The sequence below is a fragment of the Cupriavidus taiwanensis LMG 19424 genome, assembly GCF_000069785.1.
Classification (GTDB): Bacteria; Pseudomonadota; Gammaproteobacteria; order Burkholderiales; family Burkholderiaceae; genus Cupriavidus; species Cupriavidus taiwanensis.
Genome location: NC_010528.1, coordinates 448,857 through 462,904, shown reverse-complemented (window position 1 = coordinate 462,904; position 14,048 = coordinate 448,857). Strand labels below are relative to the sequence as shown.

At 67.7% G+C, this 14,048-nt stretch carries 17 protein-coding genes; 8 read left to right on the top strand and 9 right to left on the bottom strand.

Annotated features, from left to right (window positions below):
- The first annotated feature begins 19 nt into the window (after nt 1-19).
- The 5 genes from ruvA (at nt 20) to RALTA_RS02200 (ending at nt 4,062) form a co-directional block, all read left to right on the top strand.
- Nucleotides 20-601, top strand: coding sequence for a Holliday junction branch migration protein RuvA (gene ruvA, locus RALTA_RS02220; protein WP_012351783.1), 582 nt, complete (start codon nt 20-22; stop codon nt 599-601).
- Between the two features lie 59 nt (nt 602-660).
- Complete coding sequence (gene ruvB / locus RALTA_RS02215) at nt 661-1,725, top strand: Holliday junction branch migration DNA helicase RuvB (RefSeq protein ID WP_012351782.1); 1,065 nt, start codon at nt 661-663, stop codon at nt 1,723-1,725.
- Between the two features lie 198 nt (nt 1,726-1,923).
- Nucleotides 1,924-2,517, top strand: coding sequence for a hypothetical protein (locus RALTA_RS02210; RefSeq protein WP_012351781.1), 594 nt, complete (start codon nt 1,924-1,926; stop codon nt 2,515-2,517).
- Between the two features lie 44 nt (nt 2,518-2,561).
- Entirely contained in the window at nt 2,562-3,146 is a 585-nt protein-coding gene (locus RALTA_RS02205) for a BPSL1445 family SYLF domain-containing lipoprotein (protein ID WP_012351780.1), read from the top strand.
- A gap of 190 nt (nt 3,147-3,336) precedes the next feature.
- A complete protein-coding gene (locus RALTA_RS02200; RefSeq protein WP_012351779.1) occupies nt 3,337-4,062 on the top strand; it encodes a queuosine precursor transporter in 726 nt (241 codons plus the stop codon).
- An 8-nt stretch (nt 4,063-4,070) separates the two neighbouring features.
- Here RALTA_RS02200 and RALTA_RS02195 read toward each other — a convergent pair whose 3' ends face one another.
- The 4 genes from RALTA_RS02195 to tyrS all read right to left on the bottom strand — a co-directional run bounded on the left by RALTA_RS02195 (nt 4,071) and on the right by tyrS (nt 7,262).
- The gene (locus RALTA_RS02195) at nt 4,071-4,745 is read right to left on the bottom strand and encodes a histidine phosphatase family protein (RefSeq protein ID WP_012351778.1); all 675 of its coding nucleotides are present in this window, start codon (nt 4,743-4,745) and stop codon (nt 4,071-4,073) included.
- Nucleotides 4,746-4,832: 87 nt separating this feature from the next.
- Nucleotides 4,833-5,492, bottom strand: coding sequence for a YbhB/YbcL family Raf kinase inhibitor-like protein (locus tag RALTA_RS02190; RefSeq protein WP_012351777.1), 660 nt, complete (start codon nt 5,490-5,492; stop codon nt 4,833-4,835).
- Between the two features lie 59 nt (nt 5,493-5,551).
- A complete protein-coding gene (gene dtd / locus RALTA_RS02185) occupies nt 5,552-6,013 on the bottom strand; it encodes a D-aminoacyl-tRNA deacylase (protein ID WP_012351776.1) in 462 nt (153 codons plus the stop codon).
- A gap of 7 nt (nt 6,014-6,020) precedes the next feature.
- Nucleotides 6,021-7,262 carry a tyrosine--tRNA ligase gene (gene tyrS / locus RALTA_RS02180; protein ID WP_012351775.1) on the bottom strand — a complete coding sequence of 414 codons (1,242 nt, stop codon included), beginning with the start codon at nt 7,260-7,262 and terminating at the stop codon, nt 6,021-6,023.
- A gap of 250 nt (nt 7,263-7,512) precedes the next feature.
- On the opposite strand from tyrS, the gene RALTA_RS02175 reads away from it, so the two are divergent.
- Nucleotides 7,513-8,904, top strand: coding sequence for a M23 family metallopeptidase (locus RALTA_RS02175; protein ID WP_012351774.1), 1,392 nt, complete (start codon nt 7,513-7,515; stop codon nt 8,902-8,904).
- A 49-nt stretch (nt 8,905-8,953) separates the two neighbouring features.
- Nucleotides 8,954-10,042 carry an anhydro-N-acetylmuramic acid kinase gene (locus tag RALTA_RS02170; RefSeq protein WP_050976466.1) on the top strand — a complete coding sequence of 363 codons (1,089 nt, stop codon included), beginning with the start codon at nt 8,954-8,956 and terminating at the stop codon, nt 10,040-10,042.
- Here the strand turns inward: RALTA_RS02170 and RALTA_RS02165 are convergent.
- Complete coding sequence (locus RALTA_RS02165; RefSeq protein WP_012351772.1) at nt 10,030-10,944, bottom strand: LysR family transcriptional regulator; 915 nt, start codon at nt 10,942-10,944, stop codon at nt 10,030-10,032. The two genes, RALTA_RS02170 and RALTA_RS02165, sit on opposite strands and share 13 nt — an antisense overlap.
- Before the next feature lie 91 nt (nt 10,945-11,035).
- Here RALTA_RS02165 and RALTA_RS02160 point away from each other — a divergent pair, with 91 nt between their 5' ends.
- The gene (locus RALTA_RS02160) at nt 11,036-11,833 is read left to right on the top strand and encodes a phytanoyl-CoA dioxygenase family protein (RefSeq protein WP_012351771.1); all 798 of its coding nucleotides are present in this window, start codon (nt 11,036-11,038) and stop codon (nt 11,831-11,833) included.
- A 60-nt stretch (nt 11,834-11,893) separates the two neighbouring features.
- On the opposite strand, the gene erpA is transcribed toward RALTA_RS02160, so the two are convergent.
- From erpA to rplM, 4 genes are all read right to left on the bottom strand, one after another.
- Nucleotides 11,894-12,262: an iron-sulfur cluster insertion protein ErpA gene (gene erpA / locus RALTA_RS02155; RefSeq protein WP_010813904.1), complete on the bottom strand. Its 369-nt coding sequence runs from the start codon at nt 12,260-12,262 to the stop codon at nt 11,894-11,896.
- 102 nt (nt 12,263-12,364) lie between these two features.
- A complete protein-coding gene (locus RALTA_RS02150) occupies nt 12,365-12,841 on the bottom strand; it encodes a bactofilin family protein (RefSeq protein ID WP_012351770.1) in 477 nt (158 codons plus the stop codon).
- 258 nt (nt 12,842-13,099) lie between these two features.
- Complete coding sequence (gene rpsI, locus RALTA_RS02145; RefSeq protein WP_012351769.1) at nt 13,100-13,492, bottom strand: 30S ribosomal protein S9; 393 nt, start codon at nt 13,490-13,492, stop codon at nt 13,100-13,102.
- Nucleotides 13,493-13,504: 12 nt separating this feature from the next.
- A complete protein-coding gene (rplM, locus tag RALTA_RS02140) occupies nt 13,505-13,933 on the bottom strand; it encodes a 50S ribosomal protein L13 (RefSeq protein ID WP_010813907.1) in 429 nt (142 codons plus the stop codon).
- Nucleotides 13,934-14,048 lie beyond the last annotated feature (115 nt).

The window sequence follows — 14,048 nt, the reverse complement described above, 5'->3', positions numbered from 1 at the left end:
TGTTTGTTTCCCCCGCACCATGATCGGACGCATCGCCGGCACCCTTATCGAGAAAAATCCCCCGCACCTGCTGGTCGACTGCCACGGCGTCGGCTACGAGATCGACGTGCCGATGAGCACCTTCTACAACCTGCCCGCGGTGGGCCAGCCGGTGACCCTGCTGACGCAGCTGATCGTGCGGGAGGATGCGCACCTGCTGTACGGCTTCGGCAGCGCGGCCGAGCGCAACACCTTTCGCGAACTGATCAAAATCACCGGCATCGGCGCGCGCATGGCGCTGGCGGTGCTGTCGGGCATGTCGGTGCCCGAGCTGGCGCAGGCGATCACGCTGCAGGAAGCCGGGCGCCTGACGCGCATACCCGGCATCGGCAAGAAGACCGCCGAACGGCTGTTGCTGGAGCTCAAGGGCAAGCTGGGCGCGGAACTGGGCCATGCGCCGGGCACGCCGGCGGTGCCCGACAGCGCCGTCGACGTGCTCAATGCGCTGCTGGCGCTGGGCTACTCCGAGAAGGAAGCCGCCGCGGCGATCAAGCAGGTGCCGGCCGGCACCGGGGTGTCCGAGGGCATCAAGCTGGCGCTGAAGGCGCTGTCCAAGGCTTGAGTCCGGTATAGGCGCGTAGAATGTCGGATTGTTGCCGCTGTCCGGGCCCCTGACCACCTATGATCGAAACCGACAAGCTTGCCGCCCCCGCCCGCGTGATCGCCGCCACCCCCGCCTCGTCGCAGGAGGAGGCGTTCGAGCGCGCCCTGCGGCCCAAGCTGCTGGACGAGTATGTCGGCCAGGAAAAGGTGCGCGGCCAGCTGGACATCTTCATGCACGCGGCGCGCAAGCGGCGCGAGGCGCTCGACCACGTGCTGCTGTTCGGCCCGCCTGGGCTGGGCAAGACCACGCTGGCCCACATCATCGCGCGCGAGATGGGGGTCAGCCTGCGCCAGACCTCCGGCCCGGTGCTGGAGCGCCCGGGCGACCTCGCCGCGCTGCTGACCAACCTGGAAGCCAACGACGTCCTCTTTATCGACGAAATCCACCGGCTTTCGCCGGTCGTCGAGGAAATCCTGTATCCGGCGCTGGAGGACTACCAGATCGACATCATGATCGGCGAAGGCCCGGCGGCGCGCTCGGTCAAGCTGGACCTGCAGCCGTTCACGCTGGTGGGCGCCACCACGCGTGCCGGCATGCTGACCAATCCGCTGCGCGACCGCTTCGGCATCGTTGCGCGGCTGGAGTTCTACACCGCCGAGGAACTGGCACGCATCGTCACTCGCTCGGCCCAGTTGCTGCAGGCCCGCATCGATCCGCAAGGCGCGCTGGAAATCGCCCGGCGCGCGCGCGGCACGCCCCGGATCGCCAACCGGCTGCTGCGCCGGGTGCGCGACTATGCCGAAGTCAAGGGCGACGGCACCATCACGCGCGAGATGGCCGATGCCGCCCTGGCCATGCTCGACGTGGACCGCGTGGGCTTCGACCTGATGGACCGCAAGCTGCTCGAGGCGGTGCTGCACAAGTTCGGCGGCGGCCCCGTCGGCGTGGACAACCTCGCCGCGGCCATCGGCGAAGAGCGCGACACCATCGAGGACGTGCTGGAGCCCTACCTGATCCAGCAGGGCTACCTGCAGCGCACCCCGCGCGGGCGCGTCGCCACCGCGGCGGCCTACCGGCATTTCGGCCTGGCCAGCCCGCAAGGCATGGCGGGCGACGCCGGCGAACTGTTCGGCGACGCCTGACCGCAAGTCGGCGCGAGGTGTGCCATGGCGCACACGCCGCAATCAATTAAACGTTTTAATCTCCCATCCCAAATTTTTTCGAAGTGGATTGCTGGCCGGTGGCCGATTGTCCACAATGGCTTCATCGGCATCCTCCCGCTGCCGTGAGGGCTGTGTCCGCCGGGGCACGGCTCCTTTGCAAACCTGTCAAGGAAAGCCATGATCCGCCAGTGTTCCCGCCTGCTTGCCGCACTTCTCGCCCTGACCGCATTCACTGCCGGCAGCGCCAATGCCCAGCGCCCGCCGGCGCCGGTCGGCGTGGCGGAAGAAGCGGTCATCAGCGGCAAGATCGTCGATATCGATCCGGAAACCAAGGCGGTGCTGGTGCAGGGCCCGCGCGGCAACGTGGTGGAGCTGGTGGGCGGCGACGAGGTCCGCAATTTCGGCCAGATCCGCAAGGGCGACATCCTGACCGTGGCGCGCGGCGCCGCGCTGGTCGCGGCGCTCGAGCCGGTCGACAGCAAGGCGACGGCCCTGGCCGAATCGGTCGACCGCACCACGCGCGCGGCCGAGGGCGGCAAGCCCGGCATCATGCGCGAGATCACCACCACGGTGACGGCACAGATTACCAAGATCGACCCGGCCAAGCGCCAGATCACCTTCCGCGGCCCGCGCGAGACACTGCGCACGGTCAAGGTCCAGGATCCCGCCATCGACCTGAAGGGCATCAAGCAGGGCCAGATGGCCAAGATCGTCTACCGTGAAGTCGTGGCCATTACGGTCAGGGCGCCAGCGGCAGCCGCAGCAAACTGAGCCACTGAATCAGGCGCGGTACTTTTCCCCTCAGGAGGTTACCTATGAATCGTCGCCACTTTGTTACCCGGGTTGCCGGATCGGGCCTGCTCGTCGCGACCGCGATGGCCGCGGGCTGTACCACCACCGGCACCGGCGCGTCCAAAGACCCGGTCGCCAAGAAGCAAGAGATCGATGCGGGAGTCGATGGCGCGCTGAACCGCCTGTTCTCCTCGGCCAACGGCTCGCGCGAGCTGGCGCAGCGCGCGCAGGGCATCCTGGTGTTCCCGCGCGTACTGGCCGGCGGCTTTATCGTGGGCGCCGAATACGGCGAAGGCGCGTTGCGATCGAAGGGCGCGACGGTCGGCTACTACAGCACGACGCAGGCCTCGGTCGGGCTGACCGCCGGCGGACAGTCCAAGGCGGTCATCATCATGTTCATGACGCCCGAGGCTTACAACAAGTTCGTGGCCAGCAAGGGCTGGACTGCCGGTGCGGATGCCAACGTGGCGGTCGCGAAGATCGGCGCGGACGGCAGGCTCGACACGCTGACCAGCCAGCAGCCGGTGATTGCCTTCGTGCAGACCAACGCCGGCCTGATGTTCGACGTCTCGGTGAACGGGTCCAAGATCAGCAAGCTGGATATCTGATATCACGGCGATGCCGCGCTGGCAGCGGCCGCCCTCTCCGACACGGTTCCCGGCCCAGGCCGGGAATTTCTTTTTCGGCCGCCCGATGGCTGTGGCACCTGGAGGCGCCCGGCGTGCGCGAACGCGCCGCGTGCTGGCATAATCGCGCCCAACTCACTGCGCCAGCGCGCACGCGACCGGGAGCCCCCCAATGTCTGCCACCACCGCCGGCCCGCCCCAGGCCGGCCGCGTCTACCGCTACTACGACTTCGTCATGGTGGCCTTCGTCACCGTGCTGCTGTGCTCGAACCTGATCGGCGCGGCCAAGGCGGCGCAGGTGACGCTGCCGCTGATCGGCACGGTCACCTTCGGCGCCGGCGTGCTGTTCTTCCCGATCTCATACATCTTCGGCGACGTGCTGACCGAGGTCTACGGCTATGGGCGCGACCGGCGCGTGGTCTGGGCGGGTTTTGCCGCGCTGGCATTCGCCACCTTCATGAGCCTGGTGGTGCTGAACATGCCGGTCGCGCCGTTCATGGCGGACTACCAGAAGAGCCTGCAGGACGTGTTCGGCAATACCTGGCGCATCGCGCTCGGCTCGCTGGTGGCATTCTGCTGCGGCAGCTTTGCCAACAGCTACGTGCTGGCCAAGATGAAGCTGTGGACCGCGGGCAGGTGGCTGTGGACGCGCACCATCGGTTCGACGCTGGCCGGCGAGCTGGTGGACTCGTCACTGTTCTACGTGATCGCCTTCTACGGCATCTGGCCGATCGAGCAGGTGATCCAGGTGGCAGTGGCGCAGTACGTGCTGAAGACCGGCTGGGAGGTGGTGATGACGCCGGTGACGTACAAGGTGGTGGGCTTCCTGAAGCGGGCCGAGAACGAAGATTACTTCGACCGGCATACCAACTTCACGCCGTTCCGGGTCAGGGTCTAGCGCCGCGGCTACGGCACGCGCCGGTCCACCTCGTCCAGCGCCAGGTTCTCCAGGTGGCTGACGTCGCCCCACTGGGCCAGCGTCAGGTGGGTGCTGTCGCTGCGCAGCCGGTTGACGCTGGCATTGAGCAGCTCATGCTGGCGTGGCGCTTCCAGCGTCATGCCGGTGGCCTCGCGGTAGAGGCAGTCGAGCACGCCCCCGTGCGCGACCAGCGCGATGCGCTCGCCCGGATGCCGGCGCGACAGCGCCAGCACCGCGTCCACCGTGCGTTCGTGGAAGCCCAGCAGCGATTCCCCCTCGGGCGGCGCGTAATCCGGCACGCGCGCCTGCCAGCGCGCAAAATCTTCCGGCAGGTGCTCGGCCACCTCGGCGTAGGTCTTGCCCTGCAGCGAGCCATAGCTGCGCTCGCGCAGCCGCGCATCGGGACGCACCTGCAGCCCCAGCGCCTGCGCCAGCGGTGCGGCGGTGGCCATCGCGCGCGACAGGTCGCTGGAGTACACCGCGTCGATCGGCTCGCCCGCCAGCGCATGCGCCAGCGCGCGGGCCTGGGCATGGCCGGTCTCGTTCAGCGGAATATCGAGCTGGCCCTGCAGCCGGCGCTCCCGGTTCCAGGCCGTTTCGCCGTGGCGGATCACGATCAGGTGGGTAAAGGCCAGCGAATGCGGCCCGGGGCTTTGCGACATGCCGTTTCCTTCGGGGATATTGCTGCGGGTACTGGCTTGCGGCCGGGCGGGCGCGGCACCGCGAAGAACGCGGCACCGGCCCGGGCGTCAGGCCGCCGATGAGGTGGCCAGCTTCGGGTTCAGCGTATAGGTGCCGGTCAGGCTGGCCTGCGCCAGCACGTGCCCCTGGATCGCCTCGCGCACCTGGGTGCCGGTAAAGGTGCCTTCCAGCGGCAGCCGGTCGATGTCCAGCGCATACAGCGTGAACACGTAGTGGTGCAGCAGCGTGTCGTTCCACGGCGGGCACGGGCCGTCGTAGCCGTAGTAGTCGCCCTTCATGTCGGCGTCGCCGGCAAACCAGCCGGTGTAGTCGTTGATGCCATGGCGCAGGCCGCCCGCGGTGGCGGTGCCGCCGGTGGCTTCCGGCCCCGGCTTGCCGCGCGCGATCACGCCGTCGCTGTGCGAGCCGGCGGCGATCGAGGTCAGGCCGGGCGGAATGTCGACCAGCACCCAGTGGAAGAAGTCCACGCGCGGCAGCGACGCCGGCACTTCGCGGCCTTCCTGGTTGACGTCGTCGCCGCGGCTGGGCACGTCGCGGTCATGGCAGATCAGCACGAACGAGCGCGTCTCGGCCGGCGCGTCGTCCCAGTGCAGGTCGGGATTGCGGTTGTTCGACAGGGCCACGTGGGCGGCGGCGTCGGGCACGCAGAAAGCGAACTCGCCGGGGATCGGCGCGTTGTCTTGGAAGGACTTGCTCCAGAGTTTCATGGGTCTCTCCTGTCTTGATGCCGCGCCGGGGCGCGGCAGCGTGGAATCGGTTCAGGGGTTCAGGCCGGCGGCACGCGCAGCCAGAAGGTGACGGGACCGTCGTTGACCAGGCTGACCTGCATCATCGCGCCGAACTCGCCGGTCTGCACCTGCGGATGTGCCGCGCGCGCCTGCGCGACGAAATGCTCGTACAGGCGCCGTCCGTCCTCGGGCGAGGCCGCGGGCGTGAAGCTCGGCCGCGTGCCGCTGTTGGTATCGGCCGCCAGCGTGAACTGCGACACCACCAGCAGCCCGCCGGGGTTGCCGTTGCCGTCCATGTTCTGCACCGGCAGGTTCATCTTGCCGTCCGCATCGGAAAACACCCGGTACGACAGCATCTTGGCCAGCAGCCGCTCGGCCTGCGCCTCGGTGTCGCCGCGCTCGGCGCAGACCAGTGCCAGCAGGCCGGCGCCGATTTCGCCGGTGGTGCGGCCGGCGACCGTGACGCGGGCCTGGGCCACCCGCTGGATCAGCGCGATCATCGCCGCCTCAGGCCAGCGTCACGCGCGCGAAGCGGCGCTTGCCGACCTGCACGACGTAGGTGCCCGCCGCCACCCGGGTGGCCTTGTCGCTCACGGTGGCGCCGTCGATCTTGACGCCGCCCTGCTCGATATTGCGGTTGGCTTCCGAGGTCGACGGCACCAGGTTGGCCTGCTTGAGCAGTTGCGCGATGCCCAGCGGCGCACCTTCCAGGCTGACAGCGGGAATATCGTCCGGCACGCCGCCGCGGGCGCGGTGGTTGAAGTCTTCCAGCGCCTTCTCGGCGTCGGCCTGGCTGTGGAAGCGCGCCACGATCTCCTGCGCCAGCAGCACCTTGCAGTCGCGCGGGTTGCGGCCGGCGGCGATCTCCTGCTTCATCAGGTCGATCTCGCTCATCGGGCGGAACGACAGCAGCGTGAAGTACTGCCACATCAGGTCGTCCGAGATGCTCATCAGCTTGCCGAACATCTCGTTGGGCGCCTCGGTCACGCCGACGTAGTTGCCCTTGGACTTGGACATCTTCTCGACGCCGTCCAGGCCCACCAGCAGCGGCATGGTCAGGATGCACTGCGGCTCCTGGCCGTATTCCTTCTGCAGCTCGCGCCCGACCAGCAGGTTGAACTTCTGGTCGGTGCCGCCCAGTTCCAGGTCGGACTTCAGCGCCACCGAGTCGTAACCCTGCATCAGCGGGTAGAGGAACTCGTGCACGGAAATCGGAATGCCGGAACGGAAGCGCTTGGTGAAGTCGTCGCGCTCCATCATGCGCGCCACGGTGTACTTGGCCGCCAGCTGGATCATGCCGCGCGCGCCGAGCGGATCGCACCATTCGCTGTTGTAGCGGATCTCGGTACGGGCCGGGTCGAGCACCAGGCTGGCCTGGCGGTAGTAGGTCTGGGCGTTGGCCTCGATCTGCTCGCGCGTGAGCGGCGGGCGCGTGCTGTTGCGGCCCGACGGATCGCCGATGGTCGAGGTGAAGTCGCCGATCAGGAAGATCACCTGGTGGCCGAGGTCCTGCAGCTGGCGCAGCTTGTTCAGCACCACGGTATGGCCGATATGGATGTCGGGCGCGGTCGGGTCCAGCCCCAGCTTGATGCGCAGCGGCACACCGGTGGCCTCGCTGCGCGCCAGCTTCTGCGCCCACTCCGATTCGATCAGCAGTTCGTCGCAGCCGCGCCTGGAAACTTCCAGGGCCTGCATCACCGAAGGCGTCAGGGGGTATTTGGCCGGTGCGGCCGAGGCAACTTCAGTCATGACGTAAGTCTTTGAAATACTTGAAATTTTAGGAAATCTGCCGACAGCCGCCAGGGCCGGATTTTGGTATAATCCGCGCTTCCGGGCGCCCGCGGAAGCCTTTCCGGTGCGCCACCCGCCACTTTGCGCAGCAAGGCAGGCGGCCAATATTACTGAATACTGAACAGCACGCGCCGCACCTCGGGGGAGGAAGGCAGACGAGACACATCGTCCCCGGCAGCGGGCTCAGACCAAGGTTGAATTTTACGTGATGTGGTCCAGACTCCGCGAAGTTTTCGCGCGTGAGCTGGTGGTGCTGGTCGATCCGACCAACCCCCAGCATGCGCGGCGGCGCAAACAACTGACGGCCTCGGTCGGTGCGATCTTCACGCTCGGCATGGCCGCGGCCATGGGTGTCGCGCCGCGCAGCGCCTACGACGATCCGCGCGCGCCCCGCACCCAGCAGGTCCTGCGCATGCCCGACGTGCGCGAACAGCTCGAACAGCTCACCGACACCGAGGCGGTGTACGTGCGCGAAGAACGCATGCAGCGCGGCGACACCATCGCCAGCCTGCTCAAGCGCCTGGGCGTGGACGATGCCGACGCGCAGGCGTTCATCGTCAAGAACCCCACCGCGCGCGGCCTGTTCAACCTGAACCCGGGCCAGGCGGTGCAGGCGGAAATCGACGAGAGCAACACGCTGGTGTCGCTGCAGGCCAACCTGGGCGGCGACGCTGCGGCCTCGCGTGAGCTGGTGATCGAGCGCGTGCGCGTCGCCAGCGGCGACACCGCCGCCGCGTACAAGGCCAAGGTGCAGCGCGTCGACAACGACGTGCACTACGAGATGGCTTCGGGCGCGATTTCCTCGGGCGGCTTCTTCAAGGCCATGGACGCGGCCAACGTGCCCGACGAAGTGGTGCAGCAGATGCTGTCGATCTTCTCCGGCGTCATCGACTTCCACCACGACATCGCCGCCGGCGACCGCTTCCGCATCATCTATGAGGCAGGCTTCCGCGACGGCACCTTCGTGCGCAACGGCCGCGTCGTCGCGGTCGAGCTGATCAACCGCAACCAGCTGCACCAGGCGCTGTGGTTCGCGCCCGAGGGCAGCAAGGACAGCGGGGCTTACTACACCTTCGACGGGCGCAGCATGAAGCGGCCGTTCCTGCGTTCGCCGGTGGAGTTCTCGCGCGTGTCGTCGGGCTTCGGCGGCCGCGAGCATCCGCTGCATCATGACTGGGCCCAGCACAAGGGCGTGGACTTTGCCGCCCCGACCGGCACCAAGGTACTGGCCACCGGCGACGGCGTGGTGGAGTTCGTCGGCCAGCAGAACGGCTACGGCAACATCGTCATCCTGTCGCACCCGAACGGCTACTCCACCTACTACGCGCACCTGTCCGGATTTGCCGGCATGCGCCAGGGGCAGGCCGTGCGCCAGGGCCAACTGATCGGCTATGTCGGCGCGACCGGCTGGGCCACCGGCCCGCACCTGCACTACGAATTCCGCTTCAACGACGTGCCGCAGAATCCGCTGACCGTCACGCTGATGGAATCGCCGCCGCTGACCGGCAAGTCGCGCCAGGAATTCCTGACCTACACCAGCGGGCTGCTCAGCCGCATCAACGCGCTGCGCACCTACAACGTGCTGACCGCCGCCAACTGACGCGTCCATCGTGATCCCCGCGCCCGGCAGCGAACGCTACATCGGCATCATGTCCGGCACCAGCATGGACGGTGCCGATGCGGTGCTGGTCGATTTCAGCGGCGCGCGGCCCGCGGTGCTGGCGGCCAGCAGCCAACCCTTCCCCGACACGCTGCGCGCCGCCTTCGGCGCCTTGCAGCAACCCGGCGAGGATGAAATCCACCGCGAGGCCCTGGCGGCCAATGCGCTGGCGCAGGTGTACGCCGCTTGCGTCGCCGCGCTGTTGCGCGAGGCGCGCATCGATGCCGCCTCGGTGGCCGCCATCGGCGCCCATGGCCAGACCATCCGCCACCGGCCCGGCCTCTACGACGGCATCGGCTATACCCGCCAGAGCCAGCATCCGGCGCGGCTCGCGGAGCTGACCGGCATCGACGTGGTGGCTGACTTCCGCAGCCGCGACCTCGCCGCCGGCGGACAGGGCGCGCCGCTGGTGCCGGCATTGCACCACGCGCTGTTCGGCAGCGAGGCCGAGATCCGCGTGGCCTGCAATATCGGCGGCATCTCCAACATCAGCATCCTGCCGGCGGCAGGCGGCCCCGTCAGCGGCTTCGACTGCGGTCCGGGCAATGCGCTGCTCGACTACTGGATCGGCCGCCACCGTGGCCTGGCCTTCGACAGCAACGGCGACTGGGGCGCCAGCGGGCGGGTCGACGCCGCGCTGCTGGCACAGTGCCTGGCCGAGCCCTATTTCAGCGCGCCGCCGCCCAAGAGCACCGGGCGCGACCTGTTCCATCCGGGCTGGCTGGAAGCCCGGCTGGCGGCGTTCCCGGCGCTCGCGCCGGCCGACGTGCAGGCAACCCTGGCCGCGCTGACCGCCGAGGCCATCGCGCGCGATGTGCGCGCCTGCGCGCCCGCTGCGCGGCGGCTGATCGTCTGCGGCGGGGGCGCCCGCAATGCCTTCGTGATGGCGCGGCTGGCGCAGGCCCTGCCCGGCGTGGCCATCGAAACCTCGGACGACTACGGCGTGCCGGTGTCGCAGGTCGAAGCCATCGCCTTTGCCTGGCTGGCGCGCCAGTGCCTGCTGCGCCTGCCAGGCAACGTGCCCACCGTGACCGGCGCCGCCGGGCCTCGCGTGCTGGGCGCGATCTACCCGCGCTGACCTGCGGCGCGGTCCGCGCCGGTATCCACCCAATCCATGAATGCCTGCGCGAGCGGCGATGCCCGCATCGCCGGCGAGCGCGCCAGCACCACTCGCTGCGGCGTCACCGGCTCGCGCAGCGGCAGGCAGGCAATCGGCACGCCGTCGTAGCTGTGGTCGCCCGCGGGCCGCGTGCACGACAGCGCCACGCCGTAGCCGTGCGCCACCAGCCCGCGCTGCATCTCGAAGGTCTGCGTGTACTGGTGCAGCGCCGGGCGCAGCCCATGCGCCCAGAACAATGACAGGAAGTATTCGCGGGTCTGGGGGATGTCCTCGAGGATCAGCCGCTCGGCGGCCAGGTCGGCCAGGCTGACATCGGCACCGCCTGCCAGCGCATGCCCGGCCGGCAACAGCGCGTACGGGGCCAGCTCGGCCAGCGTGCGACGTTCGGTGCGGGCGTCGAGTCCCAGCTCATAGGTCACCGCCAGCTCCGCCTTGCCGGCTTGCAGGGTGCGATGGACGGCGGCGAGATCCGCCTCGAACAGCGTCACCGAGATGCCGGGATGGCGCTCGCGCAGGCCCGCCAGCAGGCGCGGCACGAAGTACGGGCCAAGGTCCTGGAAACAGGTCAGCGACAGCTGGCCGCTCAGGCCACGACCGGCGCCGTCGTCGGCGGCAAGCCCCGCTGCCAGCGCCAGCACGTCGCGGGCCCTGCCCAGCAGGCGCTGCCCGGCGGGGGTCAGCGACAGCCCGCGGCTGACCTGCCGCCGGAACAGCGGCTCGCCCAGCGTGGCCTCCAGCTGGGCGATCGCGGTCGATACCGAGGGCTGCGACACATGGCGTGCCCGCGCCGCGGCGCTGATGCTGCCGTGCTCGGCGGCGGCGACAAAGTACTCGAGCTGGCGGAACGAAAAAGGGATCATGATTTCCTATATCGCAACATAGGAAATATATGCTTTTCCTATTCCAGCCGCATGGCGATACTGGCCCCATCGTCCCCTCGCACACATCGCCATGGAAATCACCCGGGAACAGATCGACACCTACCAGCGCGACGGCGTGCTGGTCCTGCGCGGCGCCTTTACCGACTGGGTCGAGCGCCTGCGCGAAGGCTTCGCGCAAAACCTGGCCGAGCCCGGCCCCTTTGCGATCGAGAACGTGCGCGCCGGCGAGGGTGGGCGCTTTTTCGAGGACTATTGCAACTGGCAGCGCATTGCGCCGTTCGCCGCGTTTATCCGCGAGTCGGCCGCGGCCGGGATCGCCGGGCGGATCATGCAGTCGCAGGCGGTCCAGGTATTCCACGAGCACATCCTGGTCAAGGAGCCGGGCACGGCCAAGCCCACGCCGTGGCACCAGGACCTGCCCTACTACTGTGTGGACGGCACCCAGACCGCGAGCTACTGGATTCCGCTGGACCCGGTCACGCAGGCCAACACGCTGCGCGTGGTGGCCGGCTCGCATCGCTGGCCGCGCCTGGTGCGGCCCAAGCGCTGGGCCAGCAACGAGAACTTCTACGGCGGCGACGATGCCTTCATGGAGATGCCGGACGTGGAGGACGGCAGCCACACCTTGCTCGCGCCGGAGCTGGAGCCCGGCGACGCGGTAGTGTTCGACTTCCGCACCGTGCACGGCGCCGCCGGCAATACCGGCAGCGGACGGCGCCGGGCGTTCTCGGCCCGCTTCCTCGGCGACGACGTGCGCTTCATGCAGCGTCCCGGGCGAACCTCGCCGCCGTTCCCCGGCATCGGCCAGCAAACCGGCGAGCGCCTGCGCGAAGACTGGTTCCCGGTGGTCTGGCGCGCCGCGCAGTAAGGCGGCACGACCAAGAAAAAACGCACCCGGAGGTGCGTTTTTTTGTCAGCGCGGGATCGCTCAGACCGAGAACGACGAGCCGCAACCGCAGGTGGTCGAAGCGTTCGGGTTCTTGATCACGAACTGCGCGCCGTTGATGTCTTCCTTGTAGTCGATCTCGGCGCCGACCAGGTACTGGTAGCTCATCGAGTCGATCAGCAGGGTGACGCCGTTCTTGACCATGGTGGTGTCGTCTTCGTTGACTTCCTCGTCGAAGGTGAAGCCGTACTGGAAGCCCGAGCAGCCGCCGCCCTGCACGAACACGCGCAGTTTCAGCTCGGCATTGCCCTCTTCCTCGATCAACTGCTTGACCTTGTCGGCGGCGCTGTCGGTAAAGACGAACGGTGCCGGCACGTCCTCGGTAACGGGTGCCTCTGCGACTGCGTTCATGGGGTGTTCTCCTGTTTAGATACGCCTGTATTCTAAGCGCTACTGGGAAATCGTGCCGAAACCTTGTGTTTTCAAGGGGTTCCCGCCATCGAAGCGTCGCCGCTAGGCGGCCTTTTCAGTGGGACCGGCTTCGGCTGCCGGAGTTTCCCCGTCAACAGCGGCCGCTTCGGTCACTTCGTCCACCGGCGCCGCCTCGACCAGGTTCGGCAAAGCCTTGACCTCGCCCTGCACCAGCGGCATCAGGCGGCCCTCGACCAGCGCGCCCTGGTGCATTTCCAGCGCGGCATAGCGCACGTCGCCCAGCACCCGCGCCTGCGGCTGCAGCTCCAGCAGGTCGGCGGCGTGCACCGGGCCCTTGACGGTGCCATTCAGCACCAGGTGGCCGACGCTGATCTCGCCCTCGACCATGCCTTTCTCGCTGACCACCAGCATGCTGGCCTTGCCCGGTGCCGCGGTCACGTTGCCGCGCACGCGGCCATCCAGGCGCAGGCCGCCGGCAAACACCAGGTCGCCGTCGATGGCGGTGTCTTCGCCAATCAGCGTATCGATCGAAAGGCCCTTCTTCTTGGAAAACAGCATGACTCTCGCTCCTCTCTCGTTCGTGCCAGGCTGGCCTGCCCATGGCGCCATCGCGCCGGCAAGCCGGACGCGCCCTCGGCGACAGGGCGTGATTGTAGCCGCGAGCGGCCGGATACCCCACAAAAGTATGGCGGCCTGCCAGCTATGACGGCAGCACCATGCCGGTTCCGTAGCCCGCGGACGAAAAAAAACCGCACGGCCAGCGTGCGGTTTTTCTGGTCTCGCAAGATCCGGCCGGGCCGGACCTGCGATAACGCATCAGCGCTTCGAGAACTGCTTGCGACGACGCGCCTTGTGGAAGCCGACCTTCTTACGCTCGACTTCACGGGCATCGCGCGTGACGTAGCCAGCCTTCGACAGGGCCGACTTCAGGGTCGCGTCGTAGTCGATCAGGGCACGGGTGATGCCGTGGCGCACTGCGCCGGCCTGGCCGGTTTCGCCGCCGCCTGTCACGTTGACCTTGATGTCGAACGTTTCAGCGTGAGCGGTCAGTTCCAGCGGCTGGCGCACGATCATCAGCGAGGTTTCGCGAGCGAAATACTCTTTGATGGGCTTGCCGTTGACGACGATGTCGCCCTTGCCCGACTTGATGAAGACACGTGCCACAGCGCTCTTGCGGCGGCCAGTACCGTAATTCCAGTTACCGATCATGGATTGGCCTCCTTAGATTTCCAGCGCCTTGGGCTGCTGCGCTTCATGCGGATGCTCGGCTTCGGCGTAAACCTTCAGCTTCTTGATCATCGCGTAGCCCAGCGGACCCTTCGGCAGCATGCCCTTGACAGCCTTTTCCAGGGCACGGCCCGGGAAACGCTGCTGCATCTTGCCGAACGTCGTTTCGTAGATACCGCCCGGGTAGCCCGAATGGCGATAGTACTTCTTGTCCGTTTCCTTGGTACCCGTGACACGCAGCTTGGCTGCATTGACGATGATGATGTAATCACCCGTGTCGACGTGCGGAGTGAATTCCGGCTTGTGCTTGCCGCGCAGACGGCGTGCCACTTCGCTGGCGACACGGCCGAGGACTTTGTCCGTCGCGTCAATCACGTACCAGTCGCGCTTTACCTCATGAGGCTTGGCGGAAAAGGTCTTCATGATTTTTCCTGACTATGAGTTCGTGCCCGTAATCCGACTCGCGAAGGCTTGTGCTCGCCCCTGCAAGTCTTGTGGCTGCCCGTAACGGGTGGCCGGGTCCTGCTCTCTTCTTCCG

Coding starts and splice junctions, on each gene's coding strand:
- ruvB (WP_012351782.1), top strand. CDS start 661: ATGATCGAAACCGACAAGCTTGCCGCCCCCGCCCGCGTGATCGCCGCC.
- tyrS (WP_012351775.1), bottom strand. CDS start 7,262: ATGACTGAAGTTGCCTCGGCCGCACCGGCCAAATACCCCCTGACGCCT.
- rplM (WP_010813907.1), bottom strand. CDS start 13,933: ATGAAGACCTTTTCCGCCAAGCCTCATGAGGTAAAGCGCGACTGGTAC.
- RALTA_RS02205 (WP_012351780.1), top strand. CDS start 2,562: ATGAATCGTCGCCACTTTGTTACCCGGGTTGCCGGATCGGGCCTGCTC.
- RALTA_RS02150 (WP_012351770.1), bottom strand. CDS start 12,841: ATGCTGTTTTCCAAGAAGAAGGGCCTTTCGATCGATACGCTGATTGGC.
- RALTA_RS02170 (WP_050976466.1), top strand. CDS start 8,954: ATGTCCGGCACCAGCATGGACGGTGCCGATGCGGTGCTGGTCGATTTC.
- RALTA_RS02190 (WP_012351777.1), bottom strand. CDS start 5,492: ATGAAACTCTGGAGCAAGTCCTTCCAAGACAACGCGCCGATCCCCGGC.
- dtd (WP_012351776.1), bottom strand. CDS start 6,013: ATGATCGCGCTGATCCAGCGGGTGGCCCAGGCCCGCGTCACGGTCGCC.
- RALTA_RS02160 (WP_012351771.1), top strand. CDS start 11,036: ATGGAAATCACCCGGGAACAGATCGACACCTACCAGCGCGACGGCGTG.
- erpA (WP_010813904.1), bottom strand. CDS start 12,262: ATGAACGCAGTCGCAGAGGCACCCGTTACCGAGGACGTGCCGGCACCG.
- RALTA_RS02165 (WP_012351772.1), bottom strand. CDS start 10,944: ATGATCCCTTTTTCGTTCCGCCAGCTCGAGTACTTTGTCGCCGCCGCC.
- ruvA (WP_012351783.1), top strand. CDS start 20: ATGATCGGACGCATCGCCGGCACCCTTATCGAGAAAAATCCCCCGCAC.
- RALTA_RS02210 (WP_012351781.1), top strand. CDS start 1,924: ATGATCCGCCAGTGTTCCCGCCTGCTTGCCGCACTTCTCGCCCTGACC.
- RALTA_RS02175 (WP_012351774.1), top strand. CDS start 7,513: ATGTGGTCCAGACTCCGCGAAGTTTTCGCGCGTGAGCTGGTGGTGCTG.
- RALTA_RS02195 (WP_012351778.1), bottom strand. CDS start 4,745: ATGTCGCAAAGCCCCGGGCCGCATTCGCTGGCCTTTACCCACCTGATC.
- RALTA_RS02200 (WP_012351779.1), top strand. CDS start 3,337: ATGTCTGCCACCACCGCCGGCCCGCCCCAGGCCGGCCGCGTCTACCGC.
- rpsI (WP_012351769.1), bottom strand. CDS start 13,492: ATGATCGGTAACTGGAATTACGGTACTGGCCGCCGCAAGAGCGCTGTG.